The sequence below is a fragment of the Ralstonia sp. UBA689 genome (genome assembly GCF_002298975.1).
GTDB lineage: Bacteria > Pseudomonadota > Gammaproteobacteria > Burkholderiales > Burkholderiaceae > Ralstonia.
The window spans coordinates 120,576-137,218 of record NZ_DBMV01000010.1 but is presented as its reverse complement, the minus strand read 5'-3'; the positions used below and the strand labels follow the sequence as shown (position 1 = coordinate 137,218).

At 65.1% G+C, this 16,643-nt stretch carries 11 protein-coding genes; 5 read left to right on the top strand and 6 right to left on the bottom strand.

From position 1 onward, the window contains the following. Positions 1 to 4: 4 nt before the first annotated feature. A complete protein-coding gene (locus B4F51_RS05295) occupies positions 5 to 3,328 on the bottom strand; it encodes an acetyl-CoA carboxylase family protein (RefSeq protein WP_296224047.1) in 3,324 nt (1,107 codons plus the stop codon). Between the two features lie 17 nt (positions 3,329 to 3,345). Further along, on the bottom strand, positions 3,346 to 5,049 hold the full coding sequence (locus tag B4F51_RS05290) for an AMP-binding protein (protein ID WP_296224046.1): 1,704 nt from the start codon (positions 5,047 to 5,049) through the stop codon (positions 3,346 to 3,348). Between the two features lie 201 nt (positions 5,050 to 5,250). Here B4F51_RS05290 and B4F51_RS05285 point away from each other — a divergent pair, with 201 nt between their 5' ends. Further along, positions 5,251 to 5,961: a TetR/AcrR family transcriptional regulator gene (locus tag B4F51_RS05285; RefSeq protein WP_296224045.1), complete on the top strand. Its 711-nt coding sequence runs from the start codon at positions 5,251 to 5,253 to the stop codon at positions 5,959 to 5,961. Here the strand turns inward: B4F51_RS05285 and B4F51_RS05280 are convergent. Beyond that, positions 5,945 to 6,760, bottom strand: coding sequence for an MBL fold metallo-hydrolase (locus B4F51_RS05280; protein WP_296224044.1), 816 nt, complete (start codon positions 6,758 to 6,760; stop codon positions 5,945 to 5,947). The two genes, B4F51_RS05285 and B4F51_RS05280, sit on opposite strands and share 17 nt — an antisense overlap. Before the next feature lie 253 nt (positions 6,761 to 7,013). Between B4F51_RS05280 and B4F51_RS05275 the strand changes: the two genes are divergently transcribed. Then, positions 7,014 to 8,495 (top strand): DEAD/DEAH box helicase, encoded by a 1,482-nt coding sequence (locus B4F51_RS05275; RefSeq protein ID WP_414706681.1) that lies wholly within the window; start codon positions 7,014 to 7,016, stop codon positions 8,493 to 8,495. A gap of 25 nt (positions 8,496 to 8,520) precedes the next feature. Here the strand turns inward: B4F51_RS05275 and gluQRS are convergent, their stop codons facing one another. Both gluQRS and B4F51_RS05265 read right to left on the bottom strand, forming a co-directional pair. Beyond that, positions 8,521 to 9,474 (bottom strand): tRNA glutamyl-Q(34) synthetase GluQRS, encoded by a 954-nt coding sequence (gene gluQRS / locus B4F51_RS05270; protein ID WP_296224042.1) that lies wholly within the window; start codon positions 9,472 to 9,474, stop codon positions 8,521 to 8,523. Positions 9,475 to 9,553: 79 nt separating this feature from the next. Continuing rightward, complete coding sequence (locus B4F51_RS05265) at positions 9,554 to 10,456, bottom strand: LysR substrate-binding domain-containing protein (RefSeq protein WP_296224041.1); 903 nt, start codon at positions 10,454 to 10,456, stop codon at positions 9,554 to 9,556. 107 nt (positions 10,457 to 10,563) lie between these two features. Between B4F51_RS05265 and B4F51_RS05260 the strand changes: the two genes are divergently transcribed. Further along, a complete protein-coding gene (locus tag B4F51_RS05260) occupies positions 10,564 to 11,262 on the top strand; it encodes a pirin family protein (protein WP_296224040.1) in 699 nt (232 codons plus the stop codon). Between the two features lie 71 nt (positions 11,263 to 11,333). Beyond that, positions 11,334 to 11,906, top strand: a complete 573-nt coding sequence (locus B4F51_RS05255; RefSeq protein WP_296224039.1) for a flavodoxin family protein — start codon at positions 11,334 to 11,336, stop codon at positions 11,904 to 11,906. A 187-nt stretch (positions 11,907 to 12,093) separates the two neighbouring features. On the opposite strand, the gene B4F51_RS05250 is transcribed toward B4F51_RS05255, so the two are convergent. Further along, complete coding sequence (locus B4F51_RS05250; RefSeq protein WP_296224038.1) at positions 12,094 to 12,942, bottom strand: sulfurtransferase; 849 nt, start codon at positions 12,940 to 12,942, stop codon at positions 12,094 to 12,096. 150 nt (positions 12,943 to 13,092) lie between these two features. Between B4F51_RS05250 and dnaE the strand changes: the two genes are divergently transcribed. Beyond that, entirely contained in the window at positions 13,093 to 16,611 is a 3,519-nt protein-coding gene (gene dnaE / locus B4F51_RS05245; RefSeq protein ID WP_296224037.1) for a DNA polymerase III subunit alpha, read from the top strand. Positions 16,612 to 16,643: the final 32 nt, after the last annotated feature.

Genomic DNA, 16,643 nt, shown 5'->3' with positions numbered 1-16,643 from the left:
TCGTCTACCAGGTATCGATGAAGCGGCGCGCGGCCGGGTCGCGCGCGTGGCGCGGTGGCGCAGGTGGCGCCGATTGCAGCCCGCGCAGCAGCCAGCGGCGCGTATCGGCCGGGTCAATCACGGCGTCGATCTCCAGATAGCTGGCGATGTTGAGCGCGCGGCCTTCCTCATAGGCTGCGTTGACCATCCTGCGGAACAGCGCCTCGCGCTCGGCGGTGTCTTCTACCGCTTCGAGTTCCTTGCGGTAGCCAAGGCGGATGGCGCCTTCGATGCCCATGCCGCCGAATTCGCCACTCGGCCACGATGCCGTGAAGAACGGCGCATGGAAGCCGCCGGCCGCCATCGCCATGGCCCCGAGGCCGTAGCCTTTGCGCAGGACGACGGTAAAGAAGGGCACGCGCAGATTGCCGGCCGTCACGAACATGCGGCTGACATGGCGCACGGTGGCCGTCTTCTCCGCTTCCGGCCCGACCATGAAACCCGGTGTGTCGCACAGCGAAACGATGGGCAGGTCGAATGCGTTGCACAGTTGCATGAAGCGCGACGCCTTGTCGGCCGCCGCCGAATCGATGGCGCCGCCCAGATGGCGGGGGTTGTTGGCGATACAGCCGAAGGCGCGGCCCTCGATGCGGATCAGCGCGGTGATGATGCCGACGCCGAAGGCCTGGCGCAGCTCCAGCACCGAGCCGGTATCGGCCAGCGCTTCGATCACGGCGCGCATGTCGTAGCTGCGCATGCGGTTTTCGGGAATCACGTGGCGCAGGTGGCGGCCATCGGCAGCGTCCCAGTTGGCAAGCGGCCCCTGGAAGTAGCTCAGGTAGCGGCGCGCGGCCTCCACGGCTTCAGTCTCGTCCTCGACCAGGACGTCGATCACGCCATTGGGCGCCTGCGTGCTGACCGGGCCAACCTCCTCGGGGGCATACACCCCAAGGCCGCCGCCCTCGATCATGGCCGGGCCGCCCATGCCGATGGTTGCGTCGCGCGTGGCGATGATCACGTCGGCACAGCCCAGCAGTGCTGCGTTGCCGGCAAAGCAGCGGCCCGACACGACGCCAACCGTGGGCACCAGCCCCGACAGGCGAGCGAAGTGGATGAAGGTCGGGCAGTCCAGACCGCTGACGCCGCGCTTTTCGGTATCGCCCGGCCGGCCGCCGCCACCCTCGGCAAACAGCACGACCGGCAGCTTCCATTGCTGCGCCAGTTCCAGCGCGCGATCGGTCTTCTTGTGGTTGAAGGTGCCCTGCGTGCCGGCCAGCACGGTGTAGTCGTAGGCGAGCACCATGCAGCGCGCGTCCTGGTCGGCGAAGTGCTTCGCGTTGACTGTGCCGATACCGGTGATGATGCCGTCGGCCGGCGTCGAGCGAATCAGGTCGTCGAGCGTGCGCCGCTGCCGTTGCGCTGCAATCGCCAGCGCGCCGTATTCGATGAACGAGCCGGCGTCGCACAACTGCTCGATGTTCTCCCGCGCGGTGCGCTGGCCGGTCTTGCGGCGGCGCGCAACGGCGTCCGGGCGGTGCGTATCGAGGCCGAAGGCGTGGCGGTCGATGACAGCCTGCAGGTCGGAGCGGATGTGGTCGAGGTCGACTTCGGCAGCGGTTGCGGTGTCGTCGCGCTGTTCGTCATTGGGCATCAGGACGACCAGCGACTGCCCCTCGCGCACCGTAGCCCCGGTCTGCGCGCAGACCTGCAGCACGTGCCCGGCGGCCGGTGCGATGACAACGTGCTCCATCTTCATCGCCTCGAGCACAGCCAGCACATCGCCGCGTGCGACGGTGGCACCCGCTTCAACGCTGATCTGGATAAGCGCGCCATCCATCGGTGCCGTGAGGAGTTCTGCGTCGTCCGGAAGGTCGGTGGTCAGCGATTCGCCGGCGTCTTCGCTGGCGGCGGTCGTGGACGCAGCATGCAGCGCCGGATGCGCGCGACCGTTGGTATTGGCGAGGTCGGCGAGCTTGCCGTCGAGGAACTGCGTGTGCACGGCGTTGGCCTGTACCGCTGCGTCGCTCAGCAGGTCCTGCAGCAGCCGCTTGTTGGTGGCCAGCCCTTCGATACGAAACTCGCACAGCGCGCGGTACGTCTGTGCCAAGGTTTGCGCATAAGTGCCATGCGATGCGTGGACGATCAGTTTGGCCAGCAGCGAATCGAAGCGCGGGTTGGGGCGGTAGCCCGCATAGCCGCACGTGTCGACGCGCACGCCGGGGCCGTTGGGCGGCTCGAACGCGGTGAGCGTGCCGGTGGACGGATGCGGCTGGCCGGACGCATCGAGCGTCTCCGCGTTGATGCGCACCTGGACAGCATGCCCGCGCGGACCGATCGGCTGGGCGAGGCCGAGTTCCGCCAGTGACGCGCCTTGCGCCAGCGCCAGTTGCGTCACCACCAGATCGACACCCGTCACCATTTCTGTGACCGTGTGCTCGACCTGTACGCGCGGGTTGGCCTCCATGAAGTAGAACGCGGCGTGCGAGGTGCCTGCCGCTTCCACGAGAAACTCGAAGGTGCCGATGCCGCAGTAGCCCGAAGCTTTGGCGAGCGTCACGGCGGCTTGCGCGATGCGCATGCGCAGCGCTTCGTCCAGCGCGGGGCTTGGCGCGATTTCGATCAGTTTCTGGTGGCGGCGCTGCAGGCTGCATTCGCGCTCGCCCAGGTGCGAGACGTTGCCATGCGCATCGGCCACGATCTGGATTTCGATATGCCGTGGCGCGGGCACGAGCTCTTCTACGTAGACGTCGCCGCTGCCGAACGCTGCGGTGGCTTCCGACACGCAGCGCGCGTACGCTTCGGGAATCGCCAGTGCGTCGTGCACGGCGCGCATGCCGCGCCCGCCGCCGCCGGCCACGGCTTTGATCATCATGCCGTGCGACGGGGGCAATACTGCAAAGAAGGCCTGCGCATCTTCCAGCGAAGTTGCGCCCCGCGTACCGTTGACGATGGGAATGCCGGCCTCGTGCGCGAGCGCCCGTGCGCGTGCCTTGTCGCCGAACACGTCCAGCACATGCGGCGCCGGCCCGATGAACTGTACGCCGGCCTGCGCGCACAGGCGCGCGAAGGCGGCGTTCTCGCTCAGGAAGCCGTAGCCGGGATGGATGGCATCCGCACTCACTGCGCGTGCGGCAGCCAGGATGGCCTCGCCGTCGAGGTAGGCGCGCGGCCCCGTGCCTGGCAGCGGTACGGCTTCATCGGCGCGCAGCAGATGCAGCGCCGGATGCAGCGGGTCATGATCGTCTTCGGAATAGACGGCGACGGAAGGCAGGCCAACCGTGGCGGCTGCACGGGCAATGCGAATGGCGATCTCGCCGCGATTGGCGATCAGCAGTTTGCGAAACGTCATGTAAGAGGTGAGTAGCGTTAAATCCGTTCGGCCAGCGGGGCGAGATCCTGCTTGCGTACCTTGCCCGTGGCCGTGAGCGGAAGCGCATCGACAATGCGCACGACGGGGACTTTGTAGACGGCCATGTTCTCCCGGCACCAGCCGGTGAGCGTCGCGTCATCCAACGTGCCAACGGCCTCCGGGCGCAGCATCACGAAGGCAACGGGGAGCTGGCCGCGCTGTTCGTCGCTGCGGCCGACCACGGCGGAACCCAGCACGGCGGGGTGCTTGCCCAGCATGGCCTCGATTTCGGCCGGGAACACGCTCATGCCGTTGACCTTGAGCATCTCCTTGCGGCGGCCGAGGTAGTGGATGTAGCCGTGCTCGTCGATACAACCGATGTCGCCGGTGTGAAACCAGCCATTGCGCAGCGTCTGTGCATTGGCCTCGGGCTTGTTCCAGTACCCCTTGAGCAGCGTAGGCGCGCGTACGCACAGCTCGCCCTCGGCGCCGATCGGCAGCAGCTCGTGCGTGTCGAAATCGCAAATCTTGAAGTCGGTGCCCGGCACCGGCAGGCCCACGAAGATCGGCTGTGAACGCAGGTCGAAATCGTCGTCCTGCATGCCGACCGTGAAGCTGTTGCAGGTTTGCGTTTCCGTCATGCCCCAGGCGCTCTCGGCCATCATTGAGCCGGTGAGCGCGCGCCAGGCGCGGCGGTATTCCGGATTGAGCTTCTTCACGAACGACGACACGCCGATATGACGCAGCGAGCGCAGGTTGTATTCCTGCACGCGCGGGTGCGCCATCACCTCGGCCGCGCTGTCGACCAGCATTGAACCGTTGGTCACGCGATAGCGCTGCACGCCTGCCATGAACGCCTCGGCGTCCCAGCGCGCAAGCAGCACCAGCGGCACACCGAGGAAGGCGGGGAGAATCAGCCCGGTGTTTTCGCCTGCAATCCAGAACTGCGGATAGAAGCTGAGCATGACCGTGCCCGCATCGGTGCGCAGCGATACGGCGGAGAATGCGGCCGCCATGTCCACCATGTCGCCTTGGGTGTGAATGCAGCCCTTGGGCAGGCCCGTTGTGCCGCCCGTGTAATTGAGCGCAGCCATTGCATCGAGGGAGGCGGGCGGAAGTGGAATCGGCACGGTCTCTGTCAGGGCCGGCATCAGGTCGATCGCATCGTCACAGGCGAGTGGTGGCTCGGTGAGTATCGCCGGGAGCGGCAGCGTTGGCTGCGCGGGCATGACGTCCGCATAGTGCGTGACAAAGACGTGCTCAAGCGACGTCTCTGCGCGCACGTCGCGCACCAGGGGCATCAGGCGGTCCAGTGCGACGATGGCGCGCGGCGTGGCGTCCGTCAGCGCATGCATCAGCTCGGCGCGTTGCGACAGCGGGCTGATCGGCACGTAGACAGCGCCGAGCTTCAGAATGCCGAAGAACACCGCATTGAACTGCGGGCAGTTCGACAGGAACACCGCCACCCGGTCGCCCGCGCCAATACCGTGCTGTGCGAGCAGGGCGGCGAAGCGGTCGCTCAGGTCGTCGAGCTGGGCGAAGGTCGTGTCGTGGCCGTAGAAGTGGATCGCCGGCCTGTCCGGCGTGGTGCGCGCCCAGTGACGCAGGTATTCGGTGAGGGGCGCGCGCCCGATCGGATATTGGGGTTCGCGCGGGGTATCGGCCGGCCACGCGCGCGTCCAGAGCGCGCGAACGCGGCCGAGGTACTCGGACTCGTCCATCAGCAAAGCTTGTCTCCGTTGGGTTGTGCAGTGCGTGCGCAAGCAGATGCCGCACTGTCTATACTGATTGGTAAATTTTTATACCAACGAGTAGAAATATAGAAAGCCTTCCTTGATGCGTCAAGCATCCCAGAGCGATAGGCACGCCACGATGCGCGCACGCCACGGCGCGTTCGCAGGCGGCGTGCGAAAATGTCCGCCATGTCCACCGTCCGCAAAACCACCGTTTCCGACGTGCAATCACCTGCTGAAACCGAGGCTCCTGAAGCCCCCGGCACGACCACGCCGGTCGCGCGCCCGCATATCGCCGAGCGTCAGGAGGCCCGTCGCCGGCAGATTCTCGACACCGCTGCGCAACTCTTTTTCACCAAGGGCTACGCCGGCATGACGATGAGCGATCTGTGCAGTGCGCTGGGCGTGACCAAGCCGGCGGTGTACTACTACTTCACCGACAAGTACGAGATTTTCGACATCCTGTGCCGCGAGGCCGCGCAGATCTGCCTGTCGGCCATTCGCGAGACATCCGACCCGGCGCTGCCCGTGCGTGAGCGGCTGCAGGCCTGCCTTCTGGAGATGGCGCGCCGCTGCATCGTCTGCCACCACGCTGCGGCACTCACGTACCGCGACCGGCAATACCTGCGGCCCGAAACGGTGGAGTGGCTGCACGGCATGTCGCGTGCGTACTACCGCGATCTGTATGCGCTGTTGGACGAGGGCAAGCGTGCCGGCGTATTTGAGTTTGGCGATGCGCGCGTCGCGGCGCATGCGATGGGCGGCGTGATGGGCTTCATGTACACGTGGCATGACCCATCACGCATCGACTCCGGTGTGCTGGCGCACGAGTTGTCGCGCGCCATGATGAAGATCATCCTGCCGGCAGCCCCCAGCCCGATCGTTACACCCGCGTCTTGAGATGCGCGCCTGCCGGCGTTTTCGGCAGTGCGGGCAGGCGGAAGACTTCCGGCGTCATCAGGTCGATGCCGCAGTCTAGCGTTTCCACCCAGTCGATAAAGCGCTTGACCATGGCCGGCCCACGGAAGGCCTGGCCGTGCTGCGGCACGATCCATTCGATATCGAGCCCGCGCACCATCTGGGCCCACAGGCGGCACACGCGGTTGCCGCTCATGTAGCGGCGGTGGAAGGGTGCCATCAGTGGCAAGTGCGCGTCGAAATCTTCCACGGGCTTGGCGGCCACGTTGGCGTGCACCATCGACGCCCCCAGGTCTCCCGAAAACAGGATGCGCGATACTGGGTCGTAGAACTGGAAGTTGCCTTCCGAGTGCAGGAAGTGCGCCGGCACCGCCAGCACATGCGATTGCCCCAGCGGGATTGCCGTGCCCATATCAGGGATCGGCACGATGCGGCCGTCGGTCTTGCCGACGTTGCAAAAATGCGGCAGGAAGCGCTCCCACACGCGCGAGATGAGGATGTCGCAGCTCGAACTCGTAAGCCAGCGCCCGGCCGAGGCGACGATATCCGGGTCCGCATGCGAGGCCAGCACGTAGTCCAGTTGCTTGGGCGGAAAGTACTTGTTCATCGCCAGGAAGAGCGCGTTGTACGTCATCTGGCCGCCCGGGTCGATCAGCGCGCCGTGGCCGTGGTCAACGATGAGGAACTGATTGGTCTGCACCGGCAGGTCGTCATCATCATCGACCAGGTCGGAAAACATCAGGCAGACGTGCTCGAGCGTTTCATAAAGTGTGGTGACCATGGGGCAGTGGGGCGCAGGTTGGAATGCCGCGATGGTCGCCCAGTGCCGGAGTGGGCCTCTTGATCCGTATCAAGTCGGATGTGGCGTTGGCGCTGGCTTGCCTGTGCCGGTTATCCGGCCCGCGCCCATCCTCACGTGATAAACTTTTGATTTTTAACGCTTTGCGCGAGCCGCACGCGGGGTTTTCCGCTTGGGTCTGGCGCGCCGCCATGCCAACCGGCATGCCGCATCTCCCCCTATGAATACTGCAACGATGTCTGAAGCGTCTGAAGCGCCGGCCAATGAATCGGTGACATTCGACAGCTTCGGCCTGCATCCGGACGTCCTCCGCGCGCTGACCGAAAGCGGTTACACCAAGCCCACACCCATCCAGGCCGCCGCGATTCCGGTGGTCACCGCCGGCCGCGACGTCATGGGCGCCGCGCAGACCGGCACCGGCAAGACCGCCGGCTTCTCGCTGCCGATCATCCAGAACCTGCTGCCCGACGCCAACACCAGCGCGTCGCCGGCGCGCCACCCGGTACGGGCGCTGATCCTCACGCCCACGCGCGAACTGGCCGACCAGGTGTACGACAACGTCGCCAAGTACGCGAAGTACACGGCGCTGCGCAGCGCGGTCGTCTTCGGCGGTGTCGACATGAACCCGCAGACCGAACAGTTGCGCCGCGGCGTGGAGATCCTCGTCGCCACGCCGGGCCGTCTGCTGGACCACGTGCAGCAGCGCAGCGTGAACCTCTCGCAGGTGCGCATGCTGGTGCTGGACGAAGCCGACCGCATGCTCGACATGGGTTTCCTGCCCGACCTGCAGCGCATCATCAACCTGCTGCCGGCGCATCGTCAGACGTTGCTGTTCTCGGCCACGTTCTCGCCCGAGATCAAGAAGCTGGCCGCCAGCTACCTGCGCCACCCGCAGACGATCGAAGTCGCGCGCAGCAACGCCACCGCCGAGAATGTCCGCCAGGTCATCTACACCGTGCCGGACAACCACAAGCAGGCTGCGCTCGTGCACCTGCTGCGCCAGCGCGCAGACCAAGGCCTGCCGCGCCAGTGCATCGTGTTCTCCAACAGCAAGATCGGCTGCTCGCGCCTGGCGCGTGCGCTGGAACGTGAAGGCGTTAACGCTAACGCCATTCACGGCGACAAGACGCAGACCGAGCGTATGCAGACGCTCGAAGCCTTCAAGCAGGGCACCGTCGACGTGCTGGTTGCCACCGACGTGGCAGCGCGCGGCCTCGACATCTCGCAGATGCCGTGCGTGATCAACTTCGATCTGCCGTTCAACGCTGAGGATTACGTGCACCGTATCGGCCGCACGGGTCGTGCCGGCGCCTCGGGCGATGCGTTATCGCTGTTTGCGCCGGGCGATGAGCGCCTGCTGGCCGATATCGAGAAGCTGATCAAGCGCAACCTGCCGCGCGAGCAATTGGAAGGCTTTGACCCGACTGGTGAACAGGCCCGTGACCGCGAACGCCGCGAGCGCGACGAGAAGCGTGCCCGCGCCGAGGTGCGCCGCGCCCGCGAACGTGACGAGCGCAATGGCGCTCGCGTGCTCGACCATACGGTGGTGCGCCCGGCCTTCCGCCCGTCGGATGATCCGTTCTTCAACCGCCCGTACGAATCGAGCGTGCCGGCCGAAAGCGCAGAAGCCGCCAAGCCGGCACAGCCGGCCGGCCATCCGCGTAGCGCCAAACGGCCGATTGCGGCGCTGCTCGGCGGCGTGCCGCGCAAGCGTTAAGACGCAGCGCTGAAAGCGGCGGCGATCACGCCGCCGGGGCCAATCGTGCAAGGCGATTGGCCCAGGCCGGGACGGCGTCCCGGTAGAACTCCTCCACATCGTCTGCCCGAATCTCCAGCCCCAGATGTCGCGCCGCTTCGGTCAGTGCTGCCAGCGGCTCGCTGCGGCTGATGGCGCGTGCGCCGGTCTGCTTGCTGAGCTTTTCGCCGTCGGCATTGACCACCACCGGCACGTGCAGGTAACGCAGCGCGGGTAGCCCCAGCAACTGCTGCAGATAGATCTGGCGTGGCGTCGAGTCGAGCAGGTCGGCCCCGCGCACCACGTCCGTGATGCCCTGCGCGGCGTCGTCCACCACCACCGCAATCTGATACGCCCACATGCCGTCGGCGCGCTTGAGCACGAAGTCACCCACGGCTTTGGCCAGATTCTGGCATTGCGTGCCTTGCCAGCGGTCGTTGAAGCAGATGGTGGCGGCGTCGGCGTCGGCGTCGGGCACGCGCACGCGCCAGGCGCGCGGCTGGCGGCCATGCAGGCCGTCGCGGCAGGTGCCGGGGTAGATGAGGGTTTGGTGGCGCAGGTGGCCGTTGGCGTCGATGGTGGTGACGGAATCGGCGATCTCGCGGCGTGTGCAGCCGCATGGGTAAAGTTTGTCGATGGCCTGCAGTTGCGCAAGCGCTGCCTCGAAACGCTGTAGATGCGCGCTTTGCCACTGCGGCGTTTCGTCGGGAGTCAGCCCAAGAGCCTCCAGCGAGGCCAGGATGTCGCGGTCGGCACCGGGCACGTTACGCTGGAAGTCGATGTCTTCGATACGCACGAGCCAGGTGCCGCCGTGCACGCGCGCATCGAGCCAGCTCGCCAGCGCGGTGACCAGCGAACCGATGTGCAGCGGCCCGGTGGGCGAGGGCGCGAAGCGGCCGCGGTAAGGGCCGCGCGCCCCAGTGGCGGATGTGTCGGAAAAATCGAGATTGGCTTGGGACAACGCAAAGCTCCAGGCGCGGCAGATGAACCGATGCCGTTATTTTGCGCGATTTCTCCCGCCATCAGCGCCATCGTCACAGCTACTGCATCAGCAGGGCCTGGGCCAGGCGCGGGTCCTCGAGCTTCTCGACCCACCATTGCAGCGCCTTGCCGCGCATGTTGTTGCGCCAAGCCACCTGGAACGTGCCCGCACGACGGTCTTCGGTGGTCTCCTTGGCAATCAGCACGCCGGAATCGAGGTACGGCTGCGCCAGTGGCACCGGCAGCCAGCCGCAGCCCAGGCCGCGGATCTGCGCCTGCACCTTGTCGGCCATGGTCGGCACGACCAGCGTGTCCTGTCCGGCCATGATGCCGATCGTGCGCGCCGGCAGGTTGCGTGACGTATCGCCAACGGCGACGATGCGGTGGCGCGTGATGGCGTTGGCCGGCAACGGCTCCTCCATCTGTGCGAGGGGGTGGTGAGCAGCCACCGCGAACACAAAGGGAATCTCGCCCAGCGTGCGCGTCTGGATGCCCTGCACTTGCATCACCTGTGACGGCCCAAGCAGCAGATCGGCGCGGCCCGAAAGCAGGGCGTCCCACGTGCCGGCCAGCACCTCCCGGCTGAAGCGCAGGCGAGTGGCGGAGTTCTCGGCATAGAAATCCTGGATGACGGGCATGAGTGCACGAAAGTGCACGAGGTCGTCCACCACGATGGTCAGCGTGGCTTCCCAGCCGGTGGCCAGGCGCTTGACCCGGCGGGCGAGATCGTCGGCGGCCTGCAGCAGGTGGCGGCCTTCGTCGAGCAACTCGCGGCCGGCGGGGGTCAGCTCCGCACGGTGGCGGCGGCGGTCAAACAGCAGCACATCCAGGTCGTCTTCCAGCTTGCGCACCACATAGGTGAGCGCGGAAGGCACCTTGCCCAACTCGTGCGCGGCGGCTGCAAAGCTGCCCTTGCGTTCAATCGCGTCCAACACTTCCAGGGATTCCAGGGAAAGAGCCATTATTCAGAATTTTTGACTGGATAAATCAAAGCCGTGCGGCTTAACTATAGGCAATCTGCGTACCATTCACACATCAACGCAGTCATTTGGATAGGAGATTCATCAAAATGATTGAAATTCGACCCTCCCAGGAGCGCGGCTATGCAGACCACGGCTGGCTGAAGTCGTATCACAGCTTCTCGTTTGCCGATTACATGGACCCGGAGCACATTCAGTTCGGGCCGTTGCGCGTCATCAACGAAGACCGTGTCGCGCCCGGCATGGGCTTCGGCACGCATGGTCACCGCGACATGGAGATCATCAGCTACGTGCTTGATGGCGAGCTCGCGCACAAGGACAGCATGGGCAACGGCAGCGTGTTGCGCCCCGGTGACGTGCAACGTATGACCGCTGGGACCGGTGTGCGTCACTCCGAGTTCAACCACGCGCAGGACCAGACCACGCACTTTCTGCAAATCTGGGTGCTGCCCGCGCAATTGAACCTCACGCCCGGCTATGAGGAGCGCCACTTTGACGCGCAGGCCAAGCGCGGCAATCTGGCACTGATTGCCAGTGCCGATGGCCGCAACGACTCGGTCAAGGTGCATCAGGATATGGCGCTTTACGCCGGTCGTTTTGACGGCGCGGAAACCGCCACGTTGCCGATTGCCGATGGCCGCCGTGCCTATGTGCATGTCGTGCGCGGCAAGGTCGACGTCAACGGCAAGACGCTCTCCGGCGGCGATGCGGCCAAGCTGACGCAGGAGCAGGCCGTCACGCTCTCGCGCGGCGAAGACAGCGAAGTGCTGGTGTTCGATTTGCCGTAATGTTCTCGGCGCACGCTAGGTGCGCCGTTTCTTTTCTGTTGTCCAGTTGTTCCAACCCCAAGAGGATTCCCATGGCACGAGTTGCAGTCGTTTATCACAGCGGTTATGGCCACACCAAGAAGCAGGCCGAGGCGGTGTTCGCGGGCGTGCAGAACGCTGGCGCCGAGGCGCACCTGATTTCGGTGGCCGACGTCAATGACGACACCTGGGCGCTGCTGGCCGGCGTCGATGCCATCGTCTTCGGCGCACCGACCTACATGGGCGGCGTGTCGGGCGACTTCAAGAAGTTTGCCGATGCCTCGTCCAAGGCATGGTTCACCGGTGCGTGGAAAGACAAGGTGGCTGCGGGCTTTACCAACTCCGCGTCCATCAATGGCGACAAGTACGCGTCGATTCAGTACCTGTGGACGCTGTCGCAGCAGCACGGGATGATCTGGGTGGGTACGGGCATGATGCCGGCCAACAGCAAGGCTGCCACGCGCAACGACATCAACTACATGGGCGGCTTCGGTGGCGCGCTGTCGCAGGCGCCGTCGGATTCGAGCCCGGAAGAGGGGCCGCTGCCCGGTGATCTGGAAACCGCCAAACTATTCGGCGAGCGCATCGTCGGGGTGACCAAGCAGTTTGTGCGCGGCCGCCAGTAAGCGAGCAAGCCGTTCAAAGAAAAACGCCGGCGTGTCCGGCGTTTCTTTTTCTTGGCTGGGCAGCGTCAGAACCGCGTGCCCGTTCCGCAGAACATGCCACGATTGGAGCCGCCCGCGCAGTTGGCCGAGCACCCGCCCAGCGCCACAAGCCCCAGCATTGTGGCGAGGAGGGCGATAGCAAGACGCTTCATGCGGCGGCGCGCGCCTGCTGATCCGCACAGTGCGGGCAGCGCTGACCGGGGACGTAGTCGACGGATTGCTGTTCTTCCGGCGTCACCACGGCGCGGCAGGCGAAGCATTGCTTGGGGCCGGCCGGCAGCAGGTCGGCATTCAGCGCTGTGCGGTGGTCGAACACGAAGCAATCGCCGTCGTAATGGGCGCCACCCACTTCCTCGAAATATTTGAGGATGCCACCTTCGAGCTGATAGACGCGCTCGACGCCGATTTCCTGCATGTGGATCGCCGCCTTCTCGCAGCGGATGCCGCCGGTGCAGAACGACACGACCGTCTTGCCGGCAAAGTCGTCCTTGTGCGCGGCAATTGCGGGCGGGAACTCGGTGAACTTCTTGAGGTTGTATTCGACGACGTTCTTGAATGTGCCGACGGCGACTTCGTAGTCATTGCGCGTGTCGAGCATCACCACGGGGCGGCCCTCGTCGTCGTGGCCCTGATCGAGCCAGCGCTTGAGATCGGGCGGCGCAACCGACGGCGCACGGCCGTCTTCCGGGCGGATCAGCGGGTGGCGCATGGTAATGATTTCTTTCTTCATGCGCACCAGCAGGCGGCGGAACGGCTGGTGGTCCGACAGGCTTTCCTTCGGGGCCAAGTCAGCAAAGCGCGCATCGGCGCGCAGCCAGTCGACAATGCCGTCGATTGCCTCGCGCGAGCCGGCCAGGAAGATGTTGATGCCCTCGGGTGCCAGCAGCACGGTGCCCTTCAGGTCGCGCGCCTGGCATTCGGCCAGCAGGGCGGGACGCAGGGTTTCGCGGTCATTGAGGGTGACGAATTTGTAAGCGGAAATATTAACGATCTGCATGTGCTGCCGCGCCGTTTTTGGGGCGCGTGGATAACCCGTTGATTCGTAAGCCGAAATTATAGCCGCCCAAGCCGCCGCGCGGGTTTGCTGTACATCAATCGGGCATGTGCCGAATGCTTGGCCGAAGGTGCCACCCGGTACAATACGCGGATGAATTCGCCGCGCTTCGTCCACCTCCGTCTCCATTCCGAATACTCCGTCGTCGATGGCAACGTCCGTCTGGACGATGCCGTTAAGGCCGCCGCCAAAGACGGCATGGGCGCGCTGGCGCTCACTGACCTCGCCAACGCCTTCGGGCTGGTGCGCTTCTACAAGGAAGCGCGCGGCAAGGGTGTCAAGCCCATCGTCGGCGCCGACGTGTGGGTCACCAATCACGACGAGCGCGACAAGCCCAGCCGTCTGCTGCTGCTGGTGCGCAACAAGCAGGGTTATCTGAACCTCTGCCAATTGCTGGCGCGTGCATGGCTATCGAACCAGCATCGCGGCCGTGCCGAGATTGCCCCCGAGTGGTTCGACGAGCCCGGCGTGGAGGACGCGCCGCTGGCTTCTGGCCTGCTGGCGTTGTCCGGCGCGATGAGCGGCGATATCGGCATGGCGCTCGCCAATGGCAACGAGGCGCTGGCACGCAAGCTAGCGACGCACTGGTCGGGTGTGTTTCCGAACGCGTTCTATATCGAGTTGCAGCGCGCCGGTCACGCCGGCACCGAGGCGTACATCCAACAGGCCGTGAAGCTGGCCTCGGCGATGCATCTGCCGGTGGTTGCCACGCATCCGGTGCAGTTCATGACGCCGGACGACTTTACCGCGCACGAGGCGCGCGTCTGTATTGCGGAAGGCGACCTGCTTGCCAACCCGCGCCGCACCAAGCGTTTCACGACGGATCAGTATTTCAAGACGCAGGACGAGATGTGCGCGCTGTTCGCCGACGTCCCGTCTGCGCTGGCCAACGCGGTGCAGATCGCGCAGCGCTGCAACCTGACGCTGGAGCTGGGCAAGCCCAAGCTGCCGCAGTTCCCGACGCCGGATGGCATGTCGCTGGACGACTACCTCGTCCATCTGGCCAAGGAAGGGCTGGAAAAGCGCATGGAAATGCTGTTCCCCGATGAGGCGGTGCGCGAGGCCAAGCGGCCCGAGTATTACGCTCGCCTGGAGTTCGAGACTGGCACCATCATCAAGATGGGCTTCCCGGGCTACTTTCTGATCGTTGCGGACTTCATCAACTGGGCCAAGAACAATGGCGTGCCGGTGGGGCCGGGTCGGGGTTCGGGTGCCGGTTCGCTTGTGGCGTATGCGCTGGGTATTACCGATCTGGACCCGCTCAAATACAACCTGCTGTTTGAGCGCTTCCTGAACCCGGAACGTGTGTCGATGCCTGACTTCGACATCGACTTCTGCCAGCACGGCCGCGATCGCGTCATCCAGTACGTCAAGGAAAAGTACGGCAAGGACGCCGTCTCGCAGATCGCCACCTTCGGCACCATGGCCGCCAAGGCTGCCGTGCGTGACGTCGGTCGCGTGCTCGATCTTGGCTACAACTTCGTTGACGGCGTGGCCAAGCTGATCCCGTTCAAGCCGGGCAAGCTCGTCACGCTGGAAGAGGCCAAGAAGGAAGAGCCGCTGCTGGCCGAGCGCGAAGCCAACGAAGAAGAGGTCAAGCAGCTCCTGGAACTCGCACAGCGCGTGGAAGGCATGACGCGTAACGTCGGCATGCACGCGGGCGGTGTGCTGATCGCCCCGGGAAAGCTGACCGACTTCTGTCCGCTTTATACGCAGGGCGGCGAAGATGCGGGCGTCGTCAGCCAGTACGACAAAGATGACGTGGAAGCCGTCGGCCTGGTCAAGTTCGACTTCTTGGGCCTGACCACGCTCACCATCCTCGACTGGGCCGAGCGCTACATCCGCATGCTCGATCCGTCCAAGGCGGATTGGAACTGCAGCCACATTCCGCTGACGGACAAGAAGGCGTTCGACATCCTGAAGACGGCCAACACGGTGGCCGTGTTCCAGCTGGAAAGCCGCGGCATGCAGGGCATGCTGAAGGACGCCAAACCTGACCGCTTTGAGGACATCATCGCCCTGGTAGCGTTGTATCGCCCAGGCCCGATGGACCTGATTCCGAGCTTCTGCGCGCGTAAGCACGGCCGCGAGAAGGTCGAGTACCCCGACCCGCGCGTCGAGCCGGTGCTCAAGGAGACCTACGGCATCATGGTCTACCAGGAGCAGGTGATGCAGATGGCGCAGATCGTGGGCGGCTACTCGCTCGGCGGCGCCGATTTGCTGCGCCGTGCGATGGGTAAAAAGAAGGCCGAAGAAATGGCCGAGCACCGCGCGCTGTTCCGCGCGGGTGCGGGCAAGGACGGGCTGTCCACCGAAAAGGCCGATGAAATCTTCGACTTGATGGAGAAGTTCGCGGGCTACGGCTTCAACAAGTCGCACGCGGCCGCCTATGCGCTGCTGGCGTATTACACGGCGTGGCTCAAGGCGCATCACCCGGCCGAATTCATGGCAGCCAACATGTCGCTCGCCATGGACGACACCGACAAGGTGAAGATTCTCTACGACGACGCCCGAGGCAAGAACGGGCTCACCGTGCTGCCGCCGGATATCAACGCAAGCCAGTACCGCTTTGCGCCCACTGACGCCAAGACCATCCGCTACGGCCTGGGCGGTGTGAAGGGCAGCGGCCAGGGCGCGATCGAAGACATCCTGCGGGCACGCGAAGACGGCCCATTCAAGGATCTGTTCGACTTCTGCGAACGCGTCGACCGTCGCCAGGTCAATCGCCGCACGATCGAAGCGCTGGTGCGCGCTGGCGCTTTCGACGGCCTCAACAACAACCGCGCGCAGCTGCTCGCTTCGATCGGCCTGGCCATGGAAGCCGCCGAGCAGAAGGCAGCGGCCGCCAACCAGGTGTCGCTGTTCGATCTGATGAGCGGCGACGATGCCGAGCAGCATCGCCCCGAACTCGTCGACGAGCCGGCCTGGTCGACCAAGCGCAAGCTGCAGGAAGAAAAGCAGGCGCTGGGCTTCTATCTTTCCGGTCACCTGTTTGATGAGTGCCGCGACGAAGTGCGCCGCTTTGCGCGCACGACGCTGGCGGACCTCGCCCGTGAGGTGACCGACAAGGGCAATGGCGGCGGCTACGGTAACCGCGATGCGCGCAACAAAACCGTGGCCGGCGTGATCGTCGGCCAGCGCACCCAGATGACGCAGCGCGGCAAGATGCTGATCGTCATGCTCGACGATGGCTCTGCCAGCGAGGCCACCGAGGTGACGGTCTTCAATGAAGTCTTCGAAGCCAATCGCGCACTGTTCAAGGAAGACGAAGTGCTGATCGTCCAAGGCAGCGCACGCCACGACATGTTCACCGGCGGCGTGCGCGTGACGGCCGAGTCGGTCATGGATCTCGCGGGTGCCCGCGCCAAGCATGCCGATGCGGTCTGCCTGGTGTTCAACGGCAATGCATCGACCGAACGCCTGCGGGAACTGCTCACGCCGCATCTGGCGACTGTGACGCCTGGAGTGCGCGTGCGCATCAGCTACTCCATGGACGGTGCACAATGCGAGGCGGTGCTTGGCGAGCAGTGGCAGGTGACGCCGTCGGACGAGGCGCTGGCGGCATTCCGCAATGCGCTGTCGGGCGATAGCGTGCAGATGCTCTACCTGTGAAGCATCGCCGCCGGGGCAGCGTGTTCTGGCCT